This is a genomic window from Caldichromatium japonicum (assembly GCF_011290485.1).
Taxonomy (GTDB): Bacteria; Pseudomonadota; Gammaproteobacteria; order Chromatiales; family Chromatiaceae; genus Thermochromatium; species Thermochromatium japonicum.
On record NZ_CP048029.1, the window covers coordinates 1,024,803 to 1,042,521 of the forward strand.

15 protein-coding genes and 1 pseudogene are annotated in these 17,719 nt (G+C 60.3%); 13 read left to right on the forward strand and 3 right to left on the reverse strand.

All coding sequences use genetic code 11. The features are described from left to right. The first annotated feature begins 93 nt into the window (after positions 1–93). The 4 genes from rpsF (at position 94) to dnaB (ending at position 3,318) form a co-directional block, all read left to right on the forward strand. Complete coding sequence (gene rpsF / locus GWK36_RS05080; protein WP_166270221.1) at positions 94–531, forward strand: 30S ribosomal protein S6; 438 nt, start codon at positions 94–96, stop codon at positions 529–531. A gap of 46 nt (positions 532–577) precedes the next feature. Next, positions 578–802 carry a 30S ribosomal protein S18 gene (gene rpsR, locus GWK36_RS05085; protein ID WP_166270222.1) on the forward strand — a complete coding sequence of 75 codons (225 nt, stop codon included), beginning with the start codon at positions 578–580 and terminating at the stop codon, positions 800–802. A gap of 466 nt (positions 803–1,268) precedes the next feature. Beyond that, positions 1,269–1,718, forward strand: a complete 450-nt coding sequence (rplI, locus tag GWK36_RS05090; RefSeq protein WP_166270223.1) for a 50S ribosomal protein L9 — start codon at positions 1,269–1,271, stop codon at positions 1,716–1,718. Positions 1,719–1,929: 211 nt separating this feature from the next. Next, positions 1,930–3,318 carry a replicative DNA helicase gene (gene dnaB, locus GWK36_RS05095; protein WP_166270224.1) on the forward strand — a complete coding sequence of 463 codons (1,389 nt, stop codon included), beginning with the start codon at positions 1,930–1,932 and terminating at the stop codon, positions 3,316–3,318. 7 nt (positions 3,319–3,325) lie between these two features. Here dnaB and hemP read toward each other — a convergent pair whose 3' ends face one another. Beyond that, positions 3,326–3,517 carry a hemin uptake protein HemP gene (gene hemP, locus GWK36_RS05100; RefSeq protein WP_166270225.1) on the reverse strand — a complete coding sequence of 64 codons (192 nt, stop codon included), beginning with the start codon at positions 3,515–3,517 and terminating at the stop codon, positions 3,326–3,328. Positions 3,518–3,610: 93 nt separating this feature from the next. Here hemP and ubiG point away from each other — a divergent pair, with 93 nt between their 5' ends. The 3 genes and pseudogenes from ubiG to GWK36_RS05130 form a co-directional block, all read left to right on the forward strand. Then, complete coding sequence (gene ubiG, locus GWK36_RS05105; protein ID WP_166270226.1) at positions 3,611–4,366, forward strand: bifunctional 2-polyprenyl-6-hydroxyphenol methylase/3-demethylubiquinol 3-O-methyltransferase UbiG; 756 nt, start codon at positions 3,611–3,613, stop codon at positions 4,364–4,366. 99 nt (positions 4,367–4,465) lie between these two features. Then, positions 4,466–6,415 (forward strand): serine/threonine-protein kinase, encoded by a 1,950-nt coding sequence (locus GWK36_RS15305; RefSeq protein ID WP_246237697.1) that lies wholly within the window; start codon positions 4,466–4,468, stop codon positions 6,413–6,415. A 52-nt stretch (positions 6,416–6,467) separates the two neighbouring features. Then, positions 6,468–7,187: pseudogene (locus tag GWK36_RS05130) on the forward strand (IS630 family transposase); the annotation flags it as partial. Positions 7,188–7,225: 38 nt separating this feature from the next. Here the strand turns inward: GWK36_RS05130 and trxA are convergent. Then, positions 7,226–8,089, reverse strand: coding sequence for a thioredoxin (gene trxA, locus GWK36_RS05135; RefSeq protein ID WP_166270227.1), 864 nt, complete (start codon positions 8,087–8,089; stop codon positions 7,226–7,228). 303 nt (positions 8,090–8,392) lie between these two features. Between trxA and trxC the strand changes: the two genes are divergently transcribed. The 4 genes from trxC to greA all read left to right on the forward strand — a co-directional run bounded on the left by trxC (position 8,393) and on the right by greA (position 14,046). Next, complete coding sequence (gene trxC, locus GWK36_RS05140; protein ID WP_166270228.1) at positions 8,393–8,827, forward strand: thioredoxin TrxC; 435 nt, start codon at positions 8,393–8,395, stop codon at positions 8,825–8,827. 130 nt (positions 8,828–8,957) lie between these two features. After that, the gene (gene carA, locus GWK36_RS05145) at positions 8,958–10,103 is read left to right on the forward strand and encodes a glutamine-hydrolyzing carbamoyl-phosphate synthase small subunit (RefSeq protein WP_166270229.1); all 1,146 of its coding nucleotides are present in this window, start codon (positions 8,958–8,960) and stop codon (positions 10,101–10,103) included. A 66-nt stretch (positions 10,104–10,169) separates the two neighbouring features. Then, positions 10,170–13,379: a carbamoyl-phosphate synthase large subunit gene (carB, locus tag GWK36_RS05150; protein WP_166270230.1), complete on the forward strand. Its 3,210-nt coding sequence runs from the start codon at positions 10,170–10,172 to the stop codon at positions 13,377–13,379. Positions 13,380–13,569: 190 nt separating this feature from the next. Beyond that, on the forward strand, positions 13,570–14,046 hold the full coding sequence (greA, locus tag GWK36_RS05155; RefSeq protein WP_166270231.1) for a transcription elongation factor GreA: 477 nt from the start codon (positions 13,570–13,572) through the stop codon (positions 14,044–14,046). A gap of 81 nt (positions 14,047–14,127) precedes the next feature. Here greA and GWK36_RS05160 read toward each other — a convergent pair whose 3' ends face one another. Continuing rightward, positions 14,128–14,985: an SDR family oxidoreductase gene (locus GWK36_RS05160; protein ID WP_166270232.1), complete on the reverse strand. Its 858-nt coding sequence runs from the start codon at positions 14,983–14,985 to the stop codon at positions 14,128–14,130. Positions 14,986–15,357: 372 nt separating this feature from the next. On the opposite strand from GWK36_RS05160, the gene GWK36_RS05165 reads away from it, so the two are divergent. Together GWK36_RS05165 and aspS are read left to right on the forward strand one after the other, a co-directional pair. Continuing rightward, positions 15,358–15,642 carry an FmdB family zinc ribbon protein gene (locus GWK36_RS05165; protein ID WP_166270233.1) on the forward strand — a complete coding sequence of 95 codons (285 nt, stop codon included), beginning with the start codon at positions 15,358–15,360 and terminating at the stop codon, positions 15,640–15,642. 169 nt (positions 15,643–15,811) lie between these two features. Next, on the forward strand, positions 15,812–17,587 hold the full coding sequence (aspS, locus tag GWK36_RS05170) for an aspartate--tRNA ligase (protein WP_166270234.1): 1,776 nt from the start codon (positions 15,812–15,814) through the stop codon (positions 17,585–17,587). Positions 17,588–17,719 lie beyond the last annotated feature (132 nt).

The following is a 17,719-nucleotide window of genomic DNA, read 5'->3' on the forward strand; positions in this document are numbered from 1 at the left end:
TTTATGGTTATATAGTATAATCCTTGGTTCTGCTTTAAAACTCCTTGCCTCACCCCGTGTCGGGGAGGCTGTGCCTATCCGTAAGGAGCTGTCATGCGACATTACGAAGTGGTCTTTTTGGTTCATCCCAGCCAGAGCGAGCAGGTGCCCGGGATGATCGAGCGTTACCGGAGCAACCTCGAAAAGCGGGGTGGCATGGTGCATCGGTGCGAGGATTGGGGACGGCGTCCGCTCGCCTATCCCATCAATAAGGTCCACAAGGCGCACTATATCTTGATGAACATCGAGTGCGATCAGGCGGCCATCGATGAGCTTGCCAATGCCTTTCGCTTCAACGATGCTGTGTTGCGCAATCTGATCATCAAACGCAAATCGGCGATCACTGACCCCTCGCCCCTTGCCAAGAGCAACGAGGAGCGCGAACGCGCTGAACGCGCAGAAACGCTCGACAAGGAAGAACTCGGTTCTGCGCCTGCTACCATTGCCGAAGAGTCTGGCGAGAATCTCGAGGCGTCTGAGGTCGAGGATTAAGGTCGATATCCCGCATCCGTCTTGTTCATGAACCGAGAGGATCATCATGTCTCGCTTTTTTCGCCGCAAGCGCTACTGCCGTTTTACTGCTGAAGGTATCTCCGAGATCGATTACAAAGATATCAATCTGTTGAAATCTTATATCAGCGAATCAGGCAAGATCGTTCCCAGCCGGATCACCGGGACCTCAGCTAAATACCAGCGCCAGCTTGCACGCGCCATCAAACGCGCCCGCTATCTCGCGCTGTTGCCTTACACGGATCAACACTGAACCACAGACGCTGAATGCCTAAGGGTCCGACTCAGTGGTTGCGACGAGGGAGAGCGCGTGCCTGTCTCGACCCTGGACTGCTCGCTAATCGCATAGTTTGCGCTCGGTAAGCGCGAATAGAGCAAGGTTGATAGTCTAGGTGCGGGCACCAAGTTAGGCGCAGGCAATACACGAACGTTTTTTGGGTTCATAGGTCCTGACCCCTTAGGTTGTGGGCCACTGTTGTACTTGCTCGTCTCCTCTAGGCCGATGGCTGGATAAGCTCAGTTTTCATGATGCGGGTGGATGTAGGAGCAGGTTTGTGATCTTGCTCCTTCATCTGGGCTTGAAGTAGTACTCGCCTTCTTGCAGTTGGGTTTAACTTGGGGTATGGGGTATCGGGGCAACCTTTGCGTCACTGAGGGGCCGGTGCGGGCGCTTTGGGCGCATGGCTTCTGTATTCAATTCGTTTGAGAGGAAGAGATACGTGGAAATCATTCTGCTGAAGAATGTCACCAATTTGGGTGGGCTCGGGGATAGAGTGAAGGTTCGCGGTGGCTATGGACGCAACTATTTGATCCCAAAAGGATTTGCTGTCCCGGCAACCCCGGAGAATATCAAGGCTTTTGAGGAGCGGCGCGCTGAATTGGAACGGGCGGCTGCTGAGGCGTTGGCTGCAGCCCACACCCGTAAGTCCCAATTCGAAGGCAGGCGTCTGACGATCGCGCGCAAGGCCGGTGAAGAGGGACGGCTGTTTGGTTCAGTGGGTGCTGCCGATATCGCCGAGGCTGCGCGCGAGATGGGCCTGGAGCTTGCCAAGTCTGAGGTTCGCCTGCCCCAGGGGGTCTTCCGCTCTCTCGGTGAGTATGAGGTTAGGCTGCATCTCCATCCAGAGGTCGATGTCGATATCATGATCGATATCGTCCCCGCCAGCTGAGCCGGTTGCGATCCATCCGCTACCTTGCCCCTAGCCGCGTCCATGTGGGCGCGGCCAGTCTTCTTCCCCGTCTTGTCAATATCCCTGCTGGGCCAGTGGCGTCTTAATCTAGATTGGTCCACCTTTACATCTAGCCTCGCAGAGCACCTACCGCTGGCTGCCACGCCTCCGCTAGCCCGCGCTTTTTTGAATGCCGAGACGGGCAGATGTCATGTTTGAGACCAAGACCCAGGATACGGCGGCTGATGGCGATGAGTTGCGCGTCCCGCCGCATAATCTCCATGCCGAGCAATCTCTGCTCGGCGGCTTACTCTTGGATAACAGCGCCTGGGAGCGCATCGCCGATCTTGTCCGCGAGAAGGATCTGTATCGGCGCGAGCACCGAATCATCTTTGCGGCAATCGCCAGGCTTGCCGACGGCAATCAGCCCTTCGATGTCGTCACCCTAGCGGAGACCCTGGAGCGAGAGGGGCGTCTGGATGAGGCGGGAGGTCTCCCCTATCTCGGCATGCTGGTTAACCAAACCCCCAGCGCTGCCAATATCCAGGCCTACGCCCGGATCGTGCGCCAGACCTCGGTCCGACGTCAGATGATCACCGCAGGCACAGCGATCGCCGACAATGCCTATCATCCCCAAGGCCGCGACTCGGCGGAATTACTCGATGAGGCCGAGCAGCTGGTCTTTGCCATTGCCGAACAAGAGGCTCGTGGATGTAGCGGCTTTCAATCGATCCGCCAGCTTTTAAACCAGGCCATCGAACGGATCGACACGCTCTATCAACGCGCCGAACCGATCACGGGCCTGAGCACGGGTTTTACCGACCTCGACCAGATGACCTCGGGTCTGCAACCCTCGGATCTCATCATCGTCGCGGGGCGCCCCTCGATGGGCAAGACCAGTTTCGCGATGAACATCGCTGAGCACATCGCCATCCAGACGCGCCGTCCGGTGGCCGTTTTTAGTATGGAGATGCCAGGCGATTCATTGGCGATGCGCCTGATGTCCTCGCTGGGACGGATCGATCAGCATCGGGTGCGTACTGGCAAGCTTGAGGATGATGAATGGCCGCGTCTGACCTCGGCAGTCAATCTGTTGTCTGAGACGGCAATCTTCATCGACGATACCCCAGCGCTCACCCCGATTGAGGTCCGCGCCCGCGCTCGGCGTCTGAAGCGTGAGCAAGGGGACCTCGCGCTGATCGTGCTCGACTATCTCCAGCTGATGCAGGCACCAGGGGCCGGTGAAAATCGCGCAACCGAGATCTCGGCCATCTCGCGGGCCCTCAAAGGGCTAGCACGTGAGCTCAGTGTGCCGGTGATTGCCCTCTCCCAGCTCAACCGCAGCCTCGAACAGCGGCCCAACAAGCGCCCGGTGATGTCGGATCTGCGCGAGTCAGGGGCGATCGAACAGGACGCCGATCTGATCATCTTCATCTATCGCGACGAGGTCTATCATAAAGACAGCCCAGACAAGGGGGTGGCCGAGATCATCATCGCCAAGCAGCGCAATGGGCCAATCGGTACCCTGAAGCTGACCTTTCTTGGCCAATACACCAAGTTCGAGAATTATATCGACGACTACTACGGCGAAGGTCGCTGAGCCGTTCTCATTTGGTGAGGATCAGCTTGTTATTGCGGGTCATGCGCAGGTAATAACTCTGACCGGCATGTTCGATCACCAAGAGGTGACCGTCGCCGAGTAGGGTGCGGCTATCGATGCGGGGTATGGGGGGCGCTTTGAAGCATTGACGGTCGGGTTCAGTGGACAGAGTAGGGGTATGAGTGGCGGTCGCTTGCATGATTAGGCTCCGGCATAACGCAAGTAGTGTCTTTTTTCAAATAAGAAACATTCTCAAAAATTAGCCCATGCATCCATTCCGAAGGAATCTGCAATGTCCGACAATCCCCTCGTTGCACCCAGTATTGACCCTGCGGAGGTCGCCTATTTCGAGCGTCTGGCTCATCGCTGGTGGGATACGGAAGGGCCATTTTGGCCGCTGCATCGGCTCAATGCCTTCCGTGTTCCTTATATCAGCCATCACCTGTGTACGATCTTGGGGCAGGATCCCGGCGCCAACCAGCCTCTGGTGGGATTGCGTGTACTCGATATCGGCTGTGGCGGCGGTATCCTGAGTGAATCCATGGCCCGGTTAGGTGCGACGGTGACGGGGATCGATGTCACCGAAAAAAATCTGCGAGTGGCGCGTTTACATGCCTGCCAGAGCGGTTTGGCCATCGACTATCGCCTGGCGAGCGTCGAACAACTTGCCGCCGAGGAGATGATGTATGATGCGGTCCTCAATCTAGAGGTGATCGAGCATGTCGAACACCTGCAGGATTTTCTAGCCACTTGTGCATATCTTGCGCGTCCAGGCGGGGTCATGATCGTCGCTAGCATCAACCGCACCCTATCTGCCTGGATGATGGCCATCCTGGGCGCGGAATATGTCTTGCGTTGGCTGCCGCGTGGCACGCATCGTTATCGCAAGCTGGTACGGCCCACTGAGGTGATCGCGGGGCTAGGCCCGGATTACCGGCTCATCCATCGCACCGGCGTGCGTGTCAATCCTTTCACCCGTGGCTTTGCCCAAACCCGCTGGGAGGGGGTCAATTACATGCTGGTCATGCAGCGTCGTCTGGATTCTTAAACTCAAAGGGATGGGCTTGGGCACCCGCGTCGCTTGCAGGGCATATATGTTAAAGTTCATTCTGTGTATCCCTTGGCATCGGTAAAGCCCTAGCATTTAATGGACGAACATTGCCCCAACTGCTTTGGCCCTGCCAGTACCCCCTGTCCGCGTTGCGGCTGGCGCCCTGGATTCGACAACCCGTCTCCCGCCCTGGCGCTCGGCACCCTGCTCGATGGTCGGTACCGCCTAGGCCGGGTGCTCGGTCATGGCGGATTCGGGATCACCTATTTGGCCTGGGACGAGAACCTCCAGCTCAAGCTCGCGATCAAGGAATTTCTGCCCCGCAACAGCGCGACCCGGGCGCCGGACCGGGTCAGTCTAGCGGTCTATCCGCCGCCTGCAGATGAACAATTCGCCTATGGTCTGGAACGCTTTCTCGAGGAGGCCCGCGCCCTAGCGCGTTTCGACCAGCATCCTGCCATCGTCAGCGTCAAGACCTTCTTCCGCGCTAATGGAACGGGTTATTGCGTGATGGATTATGTTGAGGGGCTGACCTTTAAACAGTATCTGGCCAGGCAACCTGAAGGGCGTATCTCTTTTGAACAGGCATTCCGTTTGCTCCTGCCGGTCATGGAGGCCCTGCGCGTTGTGCATAAGGAAGGCCTGTTGCACCGCGATGTGACCCCGGACAATATCTATCTCACCCGCAACGGACGGGTCAAATTGCTCGATTTTGGGGCAGCGCGTTTCGCGCTCAGCGAACGCAGCCATAGCCTGTCGGTGATCCTTAAGCCAGGTTATGCCCCTGAGGAGCAGTACCGCGCCCGCGGTCAACAGGGCCCCTGGACTGATATCTATAGCCTGGGTGCAACCCTGTATCGAGCGATCACCGGCCAGGTTCCGCCCGATGCCTTGGACCGGCTGGCGGAGGACACCCTGCTCACCCCCTCCCAGCTTGGCGTTGCGATCAGCCCGCAGCAAGAGGAGGTATTGCTCAAGGCGATGGCAGTGCGTGGGCCGGATCGTTTTCAAAGCATCGATGTCATGGAGCAGGCCTGGGCCAAGGTATCGGCGCTAAAGCTCAAAAAGACAGCGGCTCCGCCGCCGGTAGCTGACTCTCTCCCAGGTCCCGTGCAGTTCGACGCGCAATTCTCCCTGGGTTGCGCTGCCTATGAACGCAGCGATTATCAGGGCGCGATCGACCGTTGGTACCCTCTGGCCAAACAAGGTGACAGGAAAGCACAATACAACATCGGCATGATGTATGCGCGCGGTCAGGGGTTTGATCGCGATGAGGCGCAGGCGGCGCAATGGTTGCAGGAGGCAGCCCGCCAAGGCGACGTCGAGGCCCAATATAATCTAGGGCTGATCTATGCCGAGGGGCGCGGCGTCGAGCAAAACTATACCCAGGCAGCCTATTGGTGGCACGAGGCTGCCAAGCGGGGTGAGGTTCTTGCCCAATATAACCTGGGCGCTATGTATGCCGATGGACGTGGCCTGGATCAGGACTATGTCCAAGCGGCACACTGGTGGCGGCAGGCCGCCGCCCAGGGTCTTGCCGAGGCCCAGATCAATCTTGGTTGGTTATATGAAAACGGCCTCGGGCTTGCCCATGACGATATCCAGGCGGTTTTCTGGTATCGCCAGGCAGCCGAACAGGGTCTGGCCGCGGCCCAATACAACCTTGGCATGATGTATGCCTTGGGGCGGGGTACCCTACAGAATGATGCCCAGGCTGCGCTGTGGTGGCGCAAGGCCGCCGAGCAAGGCCTTGCCGAGGCCCGATTCAGTCTAGGACTCATGTATGAAATGGGTCGGGGTGGCCCACAGGACGAGGCGCAAGCGGCCTACTGGTATGGCCAAGCCGCCGAGCAGGGCCTGGCTGAGGCCCAATATCGCCTGGGTTTGCTGTATGCCGAGGGGCGCGGAGTGGAGCGGGATGAGTTCAAGGCCACCCATTGGCTGGTGAGCGCCGTGTCCCAGGGTTATGATGAGGCCCAGAATGCGCTCGATCGGTTGTTTAAGGGTGATGCAAGGGCCGACGCGGGATCCGCTTCAGCCGGATGACCAGCGGGTCATTCATCGACCCGCTGCCCAGTTATTGATAAGAAACAAATGGTGGAGCCGGCAGGCGGTGCGGCAGTTGATCCTCGACCGTTTTGGCATCGAGCTCAGGCCGCAGGGGGAGGGCAAGTACTTGGTGCGCTGGGGATTGACGCCCCAGAAACCGATTCGGCGCGCCTATGAGCAAAGCCCGCCGGCGGGCAAGACGTGGCTTGAGGAGATCTACCCGGACATTGCCCGGCGCGCCAAGGCCGAGGGCGCCGAAATCCACTGGGGCGATGAAACGGGGCTGCGCTCGGACGAGGTGCGCGGGCGCTCTTATGCGCCGGCGATCAAGACGTCCGAGATTCGCGTCACGCACCGTCGCGAAGGCCTGTCGGTGATCTCGACGCTGACCAACCGCGGAAAGGTGCGTCGGAAGGCGTTCGCGGGGGCGATGAACGCCGACATCCTGATCGACTTCATGAAGCGGCTCGTCAAGGACGCCAGGGGCAAGAAGATCTTCCTCATCCTCGACAACCTGCGCGTGCATCACACCAAGCCAGTCAAGGCCTGGCTGGCTGCATGCGCCAATCAAATCGAGGCCTCCTCCCTCCCCTATAGCCCGGCACTGAACCCCAACGAGATGCTCAAGGCCACCATCACCGCGCAGGCGCCCTCCCGCGCCAAGGGCGATCTGAAGAAGGCGACCGTCAGCCACCTGCGCCGCCTTCTCAATTCCCCCCAACGCATCATGCGCTACTTCCAGCATCCCAAGCTCCATGATGCCGCGTAATATAAGTTCATTGGTTTCGGATCAATATTATGAGAGGCTCAATACAACGCGCTCATCATCCGGGCGCGATAGCGCGCAGCCAGCTCATGGCCGCTGCCGAGTATATCGAAGATCGCGATCATCCCTTTGCGTCCCGCATCCTCACCATAGGCGCGATCGCGCCTGACGAGCTCGAGCAGATGTTCGAGAGCTCCTTCATAATCTCCGCGCAGGACCTGATAAGCAGCAAGCTGATAACGCGCCTCGCTGTCCTGGGGATTGGCGCTGAGCCGGACGGCAAGTTCAGTCTCACCAGGCGCCTGTCTGATCGCCTGGGCAAAATTGAGCTGGCCACGCAATGCAGCAACCTCGGGGTCATTGGTGAGTTCGAGCGGTAAGCGCCCGATCGCTGCCTGTGCCTGATCGATCTCTCCGCTGGCCGCTAACAATTGAACCTCGATGAGTGGCAGGCGCTTGTGATCCGGGTCTTCGCGACGTGCGCGCTCGAAGAGCGCGCGAGCGCTGGCTAGATCCCCGGCAGAGATCGCGTCCTGGACGCGCTCGATCAGCCCATCAGAGGCGCGGGGTAGATGCTTTTCAAGAAAGGCCCGCACCTGGCTTTCGGGTAGAGCGCCCATGAAATGATCGACTACCTGGCCGTTGCGCAAGAGCTGAACGGTCGGCAGGCTGCGGATGCCGAACTGAAAGGCCAGCGCCTGTTCCTCGTCGGTATTGACCTTTGCCAAGAGAAAACGCCCTTGATATTCGTCCGCGAGCTTGGCCAGGATCGGCATCAGCATCCGGCAGGGGGCGCACCAATCTGCCCAAAAATCGACCAGGACCGGGCGCCGATAAGAGCCCTCGAGCACGATGGATTGAAAATTGGCAGCGGTGGCTACAACGATGTGAGGTGAGTGACTCATAGCGACGACAAAACCTTGCTTCAATGTTCCGCAGGGGTACCCGTTCCAGATCCATCTTGGCTGGATGGGTCGCATGGAGCTGCAAAATAGCCGCACCCCTGCCCTGATTCAAGGGTATGGCTTTTTGCCATGACCATATGCAAATTATGCCCATGACCATATGCAAATTATGCCACTGCGAATGGGAAGGCTACGTCCGTCAGAGACGACTGGGGTCAGCAAGACCTGTCGGGACAGGAAGAGGACTGTGCGCAGATTTGTACACTTTAAAGAACTGATAGCCGAGATAGCCGAGCTCGATCCATGTCTGAGTCAGTACATGTCGTTTGCCCTCACTGTGATGCGGTCAACCGCGTTCCGGCTGAACGCCTACATGCCGCGCCCAACTGCGGCAAATGTCACCATCCATTGTTTACTGGCCATCCAGTCGCCCTGGATGACCGGCGTTTCGCTCATCATCTCGGGCGCAGCGATCTTCCCCTATTGGTGGATTTCTGGGCCCCCTGGTGCGGGCCATGTCGGATGATGGCGCCAGCGTTCGAGGTTGCGGCCATGCGGCTGGAACCCTGGGTGCGTCTTGTCAAGATCAATACCGAGGACAATCCCCTGCTTGCAGCGCAATGGGGGATTCGCAGCATCCCTACCCTGATCCTGTTCCGCGGCGGAGAAGTGCTTGCCCGTCAATCAGGGGCGATGGATGCCGCCAGAATCGAGAACTGGGTACGTCAGTTGCTTTGACCCGGGGGCGCGTGGACAGTTTGGCATACCTCACCTAAAATGCACAGAGCTTTGTGCCTCGCTGTGAGGCGACCCGATCTCTCGGGCGCCACCTCCTTAGTGCGCCCCTGTCCTCGCTTCGGAGATACCCTTGAAAAAACCCGCGGTTTTGGTTCTGGAAGACGGTTCGGTCTTTCGGGGGGCCTCGATCGGCGCTGATGGCGAGACCGTCGGCGAGGTGGTCTTCAATACCGCCATGACCGGCTACCAGGAGATCCTGACCGACCCATCCTATCTGCGTCAGATTGTCACTCTAACCTATCCGCATATCGGGAATGTCGGGGTCAATCCCGAGGATGAGGAATCGGGCGCGATCCAGGCATCCGGACTCGTGGTCCGCGATCTCCCTTTGGGCCCAAGCAATTTTCGGATGCGCGAACCACTCGATGTCTATCTCAAGCGCCACGGAGTGGTCGGGGTCGCAGGGATCGATACCCGGCGTCTGACCCGCATCCTGCGCGAGAAAGGTGCGCAAAACGGCTGTATCCAGGCGGGGGAGAGGATCGACGAGTCCGCGGCCCTGGCTGCTGCCCGCGCCTTTCCAGGTCTCAAGGGCATGGATCTGGCCCAATATGCCTCGACCGCCGAGCCTTATCTCTGGACCCAAGGCTCCTGGACTCCCAACGGCGGTCTCTCCTCATCCCTGGATCGAGAGGGCGGGCACCTGCGCTATCAGGTCGTTGCCTACGATTACGGGGTCAAACGCAATATCCTGCGCCTCCTGGTCGATCGCGGCTGTTGGGTTAAGGTGGTTCCAGCGCGCACCCCAGTCGAAGAGGTTTTGGCTTTGAGGCCAGATGGGGTCTTTTTATCGAACGGCCCCGGCGATCCCGAGCCTTGCGCCTATGCCATCGACGCCATCCGTCAGCTCCTTGCGACCGATCTGCCGATCTTTGGCATCTGTCTCGGGCATCAGCTCCTGGGCCTGGCCTGCGGCGCCCGCACCATCAAGATGAAATTCGGGCATCATGGGGCCAATCATCCGGTCCAGGACCTCAAGACCGGTGCGGTCATGATCAGCAGCCAGAACCACGGCTTTGCCGTCGATGAATCGAGTCTGCCGCCTGAGATTGAGGCGACCCATCGCTCGCTCTTTGATGGTTCACTCCAGGGCATCCAGCACCGCTATCGGCCAGCCTTCAGCTTCCAGGGTCACCCCGAGGCCAGCCCGGGCCCGCATGATCTCGCGCCGCTTTTTGACCGCTTCATCGCCTTGATGGATGGGCAGCGGGATTAAAGAACTCATTGTCTTGCGCCTCGCCCCGATTGCTGATTTCTCTCTCTTTAACGCCATCTAGACTCTATGCCCAAGCGTACCGACATCAAAAGCATCCTGATCATCGGCTCTGGCCCCATCGTGATCGGTCAGGCGTGCGAATTCGACTATTCCGGCGCCCAGGCGTGCAAAGCGCTGCGCGAGGAGGGCTATCGGGTCATCCTGGTCAATTCAAACCCCGCGACCATCATGACCGACCCCGAGATGGCGGATGCAACCTATATCGAGCCGGTCAATTGGCGAGTGGTGGCGGCTATCATCGAACGCGAGCGTCCGGATGCCCTGCTGCCGACCATGGGCGGCCAAACCGCGCTCAACTGCGCCCTGGACCTGGCACGCGAGGGGGTATTGGAGCACTTTGGGGTCGAGCTGATCGGCGCCTCGCGCGAGGCGATCGACAAGGCCGAGGATCGGGATCTGTTTCGCAAGGCGATGCGCCGCATCGGGCTCGAGGTCCCACGCTCAGCGATCGCCCATAGCCTCGAGGAGGCGATCCAGGTCCAGGCCTCGATCGGCTTCCCCACCATCATCCGGCCCTCCTTCACCCTCGGTGGTAGCGGCGGTGGCATTGCCTACAACCAAGAAGAGTTCGAAGAGATCTGCCGGCGGGGGCTGGATCTCTCGCCTACCAAGGAGCTCCTGATCGAGGAGTCGGTGCTCGGTTGGAAGGAGTTCGAGATGGAGGTGGTGCGCGACAAAAAGGACAACTGCATCATCATCTGTTCGATCGAAAACCTCGACCCGATGGGCGTGCATACCGGTGATTCGATCACCGTGGCACCAGCCCAGACCCTGACCGACAAGGAATATCAGCGCATGCGCGATGCCTCCATCGCCGTCCTGCGCGAGATCGGGGTCGAGACCGGCGGCAGCAACGTCCAGTTTGCGATCAATCCCGAAGACGGGCGCCTGATCGTCATCGAGATGAACCCCCGGGTCTCGCGCTCATCGGCCCTGGCCTCCAAGGCCACGGGCTTTCCGATCGCCAAGGTCGCAGCCAAACTCGCCGTCGGCTATACCCTGGATGAGCTCAAGAACGAGATCACCGGTGGGGCGACCCCGGCTTCATTTGAGCCGACGATCGACTATGTGGTCACCAAGATCCCGCGCTTTGCCTTTGAAAAATTTCCCCAGGCCGACCCTAGGTTGACGACCCAGATGAAATCGGTCGGCGAGGTCATGGCCATCGGGCGCACCTTTCAAGAGTCATTGCAGAAGGCCCTGCGCAGCCTCGAGATCGACCGCTATGGTCTTGAGGAGATGGTCAACCTCAAAGATCCCGATACCCTTGATACCATCCGGCATGAGCTGCGCCAGACTGGGGCCGAGCGGATCTTTTATCTCGCCGATGCCTTTCGCGCGGGCTTCAGCGTCGAGGAGGCCCATGCGCTCAGCCGCATCGATCCCTGGTTCTTGGCCCAGATCGAGGACCTGGTCCGCACCGAGCAGGGGGTACGCGCTGAAGGGCCCGAGGCTTTGACCCCCGAGCGCCTGCGCGTCCTCAAGCGCCAAGGCTTTGCCGACCGGCGGATCGGGCAGCTGTTGGGGATGCAGGAGTCCGAGATCCGCGAGCTGCGCCATCGGTCCGGGATCCGTCCGGTCTATAAGCGGGTCGATACCTGTGCCGCCGAGTTTGCCACCCAAACTGCCTATCTCTATTCGACCTATGAAGAGGAATGCGAGGCTGAGCCCACAGGGCGCGACAAGATCATGGTCTTGGGCGGTGGACCCAACCGGATCGGCCAGGGGATCGAGTTCGATTATTGCTGCGTCCATGCCGCCCAGAGCCTGCGCGCGGCTGGGTTCGAGACCATCATGGTCAACTGTAACCCAGAGACGGTCTCGACCGACTATGACACCTCGGATCGGCTGTATTTCGAGCCCTTGACCCTAGAAGACGTCCTCGAGATCGTGGCCAAGGAGCACCCCAAAGGGGTCATCGTCCAATATGGAGGCCAGACCCCCTTGAAGCTAGCGCGTCCCCTCGAGGCCGCAGGTGTGCCGATCATCGGGACCTCTCCCGATTCGATCGATCTGGCAGAGGATCGCGAGCGTTTCCAAAGGCTCATCCAGGAGCTGGGTCTGCGCCAGCCGCCCAATGCTACGGCGCGCAGCGACGAGGAGGCGCTCGTGCGCGCCGCGACCCTGGGTTACCCCCTCGTGGTACGGCCCTCTTACGTCCTCGGTGGGCGGGCGATGGAGATCGTCTATGACGAAGGAGAGCTTAAACGCTATATGCGCGAGGCGGTCAGGGTTTCCAACGACTCGCCGGTCCTGCTCGATCGGTTTTTAGACGATGCCATCGAGGTGGACATCGACGCCGTCTGCGACGGGCGAGAGGTCTTGATCGGCGGGATCATGGAGCATATCGAACAGGCAGGGGTGCATTCGGGGGACTCGGCCTGTTCGCTGCCGCCCTATACCCTGTCTGCGGCCATCCAGGACCGGCTGCGCGCCCAGATGATCAAGCTCGCGCATGCCCTGAAGGTGGTCGGTCTCATGAATGCCCAGTTTGCGATCAAGGGCGATGAGATCTATGTCCTGGAGGTCAATCCTCGCGCCTCGCGCACCGTGCCCTTCGTCTCCAAGGCGATCGGTCTGCCCTTGGCCAAGATCGCGGCGCGCTGCATGGTTGGCCAGTCGTTGCGGGCGCAGGGGATAGAAGGGGAAGTAAGACCTAAACGGTATTTCGTCAAGGAGGCGGTCTTTCCGTTCATCAAGTTCCCAGGGGTCGATACCCAGTTAGGACCCGAGATGAAATCCACAGGCGAGGTGATGGGGATCGGCAAGACCTTTGGCGAGGCCTATGCCAAGGCACAAGAAGGGGCGGGGAGCCTGCTCCCGCGCAAGGGGGGCAAGGCGATGCTGAGCGTGCGCGAGGCCGATAAGCCCAGGCTGATCGAGGTCGCGCGCGAGCTCATTGCCTTTGGCTTTAGCCTCTATGGGACGCATGGCACAGCGGCGGCGCTGCGCGCTGCCGGTCTTCCTTGCATCGGGGTCAACAAGGTTGCCGAGGGTCGCCCGCACATCGTGGATATGATCAAGAACAACGAGGTCAGCTTCATCATCAACACCACCGAGGGTGCCAAGGCAATCGCCGATTCCGCCGCCATCCGCCGTGCCGCCCTGCAATACAAGGTCCCCTATACCACCACCATCGCCGGCGCTGAGGCCACCTGCATGGCCTTAAGACAGCTAGACATCCTCAGGGTCAATCGGTTACAAGATTTATGCTGACTCGCCTAATGCGTCTTTCCAGACTTTGATCGGGCGTCGTGCCTCACCCGCGGCGGGATACGGGCCAAGGTGAATATCCGCAAGCGGGGAACGATCGGGGTCTGTCGCAGGCGCCCATCACCATCTACTATCTTGCGACGGACGCGCCGTTTACACATGGCGTCCCCGCGATTGTTTGAGGATATCGGAGATGACCAGGATCCCTCTGACCGTCAGGGGTGCAGAGAAATTGCGCGAAGAATTGGAACGGCTCAAACGGGTCGAGCGCCCGCGGATCATCGCGGCGATCGCCGAGGCGCGCGCCCACGGCGACCTCAAGGAAAACGCTGAATATCATGCCGCACGCGAACAGCAGAGCTTCATCGAAGGCCGCATCAAGGACATCGAGTCCAAGCTGGCACATGCCCATGTGGTCGATGTGACCAAGATACCGCACAACGGCAAGGTAGTCTTTGGGGCAACCATCCGGGTTTTGGAGCTGGACACCGAGCAGGAGCATTGCTATCAGATCGTCGGGGAGGACGAGGCAGACCTCAAGCAGGGCCTTATCTCGATCGGCTCACCCCTGGCGCGTTGTCTCATTGGTAAGGGTGAGGGCGATATCGCCGTCCTCAATGCCCCGAGTGGGGTACGCGAGTTCGAGATCCTCGAGGTCCGCTATATCTGAATACCGAGGGCCCGTGAAGGCATGCACCGGCACAGGATAGTAGCCGCCTGCACTCTAGCCCAGACACGCTAGGGTAGGGCCTCAACCCGCACCGCCGCGCGAGACCCGCGCCATCACCCAATCCAATGCAGCGGTGGGCAGTGCCCGTTTTAAGAACCCAAGGAGATAGGTCGGGACGGTGACATAGTAGCGCGCCTTAGGGCGCGGGCTCTCGAGGGCATGGACGAGCTTGGCGAAGACCGCCTCTGGCCCCTGGGTGAAGGGTTGGACGGGACCTTGCTGGGTCAGGCGTGCCTCGGCGCGCTGGTAGGCGGTGCGATGGACACTTGAGTCGCGATCGATGTTGGCCAAGAAGGCCCGATAGGCGTTATCGCGAAAACGGCTGGCGATCGGCCCTGGCTCGATCAAAGAGACCCAGATCCCCGAGCCGCGCAGCTCAAGGCGTAGGGTGTCGGTGAGCCCCTCGAGTGCATATTTGCTTGCGACATAGGCGCCGCGATAGGGCAGGGGGACAAACCCGAGGACCGAGCTATTCTGCACGATCCGCCCATAATTTTGCCTGCGCATGATCGGGATCACGCGGCAGGTGAGGTCATGCCAGCCGAAAAGATTGGTCTCGAACTGGGCGCGCAGGACATCCCGGCTGAGGTCCTCGACCGCCCCCGGTTGACCATAGGCGCCGTTGTTGAACAGGGCATCCAGGCGCCCGCCGGTGATCTCCAGACTCTGGGCGAGCGCCTGGGCGATGCTTTCGGGATTGTCGAGGTCGAGCTGGACGGCAGTCAGCCCTCCGGATCTGAGCCGCTCGACGTCCTCAAGGCGGCGCGCTGAGGCGATCACCTGCCAGCCGCGGTGCATCAAGCCCAGGGCGCAATGATAACCAATGCCGTTCGAACAGCCGGTGATCAGGATAGAACCTCTACGAGGGGAATTCAGCATGGGTCTTGACGATCGAGCTGGATGGAGGCAGATGAGGCGTGTGGGACGTAGCCGCTATTAACCCCGAACAGGGCCCCGGGGCGCAACCAGTTTTTTGCTTGAGCCCGAGTCTCGGCTGGAGATCGGCTTTCCAAACCATGGGCACTGCTTCTTAGGCGGTATGCGCGGGCGTTGGCGGTGGATCGCTGCTGGCAAACAAGGTCAACCCCTGGATAGGCCCGCGTCTGACCCAACGTGCGACAAGCCTTGCCCTTCCAGGCGGGATGTCAACCATAGATCCAAACGACATCTCTAGGGTCCAGCGAGACCCAGGTGTCTCAAAGCAATCATCCATAGTGCACAGCATGCGCGAAGACTGGAGGTGAGACGACCATGCCGATCTATGAGTATCGCTGCGACAATTGCGGTCATGAGCTCGAACACCTACAAAAGGTGACCGACCCCGTGCTCGTCGATTGTCCGGCCTGTGAACAGCCAACCCTGAAAAAACAGGTCTCGGCTGCCGGTTTCCGGCTCAAGGGCGGCGGCTGGTATGAGACCGACTTCAAAAAGTCCGGCGATAAAAAACGCAACCTGCTTGAAGGCAGCGACAAACCCGCCGAGGCGGGCAAGGAGGGCAAGGGCGTGAAGGATAAACCGCTTAAGGATGCCGCTTAAGACCTTGAGGCCCTGATCCGCCGAGCGATCGGCGAAGAAGGCCCTGCCGGCGCGCAGGGCCTTCTTTTTGATTTGCGCGACCGGCTGAGGGTCATTACACTCCCTTGCCTTTCGATGGCAGCCGGTTACTGTGGGCACCGGTCACGTCAGGCAGCAGAGAGACTAAGAGATGCGCACACATTATTGCGGAGAACTCGGTAGTGGACAGATCGGGCAAGAGGTGGTGTTGTGCGGCTGGGTACAGCGGCGGCGAGATCACGGCGGGGTGATCTTCATCGACCTGCGCGATCGCGTGGGCCTAGTGCAGATCGTCTTCGACCCCGACCGCCCCGAGCCCTTCGCCCGCGCCGAGCAGGTGCGCAGCGAGTATGTGCTCAGGGTCAAGGGCCTGGTGCGCCAACGCCCAGATGGCACGATCAATCCAGAGCTTGCGACCGGCGAGATCGAGGTCCTGGGGCATGCGCTCGAGATCCTCAATACCGCCGAGACCCCGCCGATCCATCTCGACAGCCATGCCGCCGACGCCTCTGAGGAGCTGCGTCTGCGCTATCGATATCTCGATCTGCGCCGCCCCGAGATGCAGACTCGCCTGCATACCCGCAGCCGCATCACCCGCATCCTGCGCCGTTTTCTCGATGAGCATGGGTTTCTCGACATCGAGACCCCGATCCTGACCAAGTCCACCCCGGAAGGGGCGCGCGACTATCTGGTCCCCAGCCGCACCCATCAAGGGTCATTCTTCGCCCTGCCGCAGTCGCCTCAGCTCTTCAAACAATTGCTGATGATGGCGGGGTTTGACCGCTATTATCAGATTGCGCGCTGTTTCCGCGACGAGGACCTGCGCGCCGATCGCCAACCTGAGTTCACCCAGCTCGATATCGAGGTCTCCTTCATGGACGAGGAGGGAGTCATGGGGCTCATGGAGTCTATGATCCGCACCTTGTTTCGGGAGGTCCTGGAGATCGCTCTGCCCGATCCCTTCCCCCGCCTGAGCTATAGCGAGGCGATGCAGCGCTTCGGCTCGGATCGCCCCGATCTGCGCGTGCCCTTAGAGCTGGTCGATATCGCCGACCTGGTCAAGGCGGTCGATTTTCAGGTCTTTGCGAGCCCGGCCAATGATCCGGAGGGTCGGGTGGCGGCGCTGCGCCTACCGCGCGGGGGCGAACTGAGCCGCAAGGAGATCGATCAATACACCCAGTTCGTCGGGATCTATGGTGCCAAGGGGCTCGCCTATATCAAGGTCAACGACTGGGCCAAGGGGCGCGAGGGGCTGCAATCCCCGATCCTCAAGTTCCTGACCGATGACGCTATCCAAGGGATCATGACGCGCACGGGCGCCCAAGACGGCGACCTGATCTTTTTCGGGGCGGACAAGGCGCGAGTGGTCAACGAGTCGCTTGGGGCCCTGCGGGTCAAGCTCGGGCATGACCTGGGCCTGCGCCAAGGTGACTGGCAACCCCTGTGGGTCGTGGACTTTCCGATGTTCGAGTACGATGCCGAGCATCGGCGTTGGGTCGCCCTGCATCATCCTTTCACCTCGCCCAAGGAGACGCACCTAGGGTTGCTGGAGACCGATCCGGGCGCCTGTCTGTCGCGCGCTTATGACCTGGTGCTCAATGGCACCGAGATTGGCGGCGGTTCGATCCGCATCCATCGCCCCGAGGTCCAGCGCCAGGTCTTTCGCTTGCTGAACATCAGCGACGAGCAGGCCGAGGAGCGGTTCGGCTTTCTGCTGCGCGCCCTGCGTTATGGCTGCCCGCCGCACGGCGGGATCGCCTTTGGCTTGGACCGCTTGGTGATGCTGATGACCGGGGCGCACTCGATCCGCGAGGTCATGGCCTTCCCCAAGACCCAGACTGCCGCCTGCCCCTTGACCGAGGCGCCGTCCCCGGTCGATGAGTCGCAGTTGAAGGAGCTGGGCCTGAGGCTGCGCGCACGCCCCTAAGCGCCCCAGCAAGGCAGGTGTGGGGTTCAATGTGCCCAGCCTACAGGTTGGCCCTGGATAGTCTAGTGTGTGTTGCACGCCTTACCTGGCGGGTACCTGGTAGCACAATAGGGAGCGCATTGCGCGTCCTGC

Coding starts and splice junctions, on each gene's coding strand:
- rpsF (WP_166270221.1), top strand. CDS start 94: ATGCGACATTACGAAGTGGTCTTTTTGGTTCATCCCAGCCAGAGCGAG.
- rpsR (WP_166270222.1), top strand. CDS start 578: ATGTCTCGCTTTTTTCGCCGCAAGCGCTACTGCCGTTTTACTGCTGAA.
- dnaB (WP_166270224.1), top strand. CDS start 1,930: ATGTTTGAGACCAAGACCCAGGATACGGCGGCTGATGGCGATGAGTTG.
- hemP (WP_166270225.1), bottom strand. CDS start 3,517: ATGCAAGCGACCGCCACTCATACCCCTACTCTGTCCACTGAACCCGAC.
- ubiG (WP_166270226.1), top strand. CDS start 3,611: ATGTCCGACAATCCCCTCGTTGCACCCAGTATTGACCCTGCGGAGGTC.
- GWK36_RS15305 (WP_246237697.1), top strand. CDS start 4,466: ATGGACGAACATTGCCCCAACTGCTTTGGCCCTGCCAGTACCCCCTGT.
- trxA (WP_166270227.1), bottom strand. CDS start 8,089: ATGAGTCACTCACCTCACATCGTTGTAGCCACCGCTGCCAATTTTCAA.
- trxC (WP_166270228.1), top strand. CDS start 8,393: ATGTCTGAGTCAGTACATGTCGTTTGCCCTCACTGTGATGCGGTCAAC.
- carB (WP_166270230.1), top strand. CDS start 10,170: ATGCCCAAGCGTACCGACATCAAAAGCATCCTGATCATCGGCTCTGGC.
- greA (WP_166270231.1), top strand. CDS start 13,570: ATGACCAGGATCCCTCTGACCGTCAGGGGTGCAGAGAAATTGCGCGAA.
- GWK36_RS05160 (WP_166270232.1), bottom strand. CDS start 14,985: ATGCTGAATTCCCCTCGTAGAGGTTCTATCCTGATCACCGGCTGTTCG.
- GWK36_RS05165 (WP_166270233.1), top strand. CDS start 15,358: ATGCCGATCTATGAGTATCGCTGCGACAATTGCGGTCATGAGCTCGAA.
- aspS (WP_166270234.1), top strand. CDS start 15,812: ATGCGCACACATTATTGCGGAGAACTCGGTAGTGGACAGATCGGGCAA.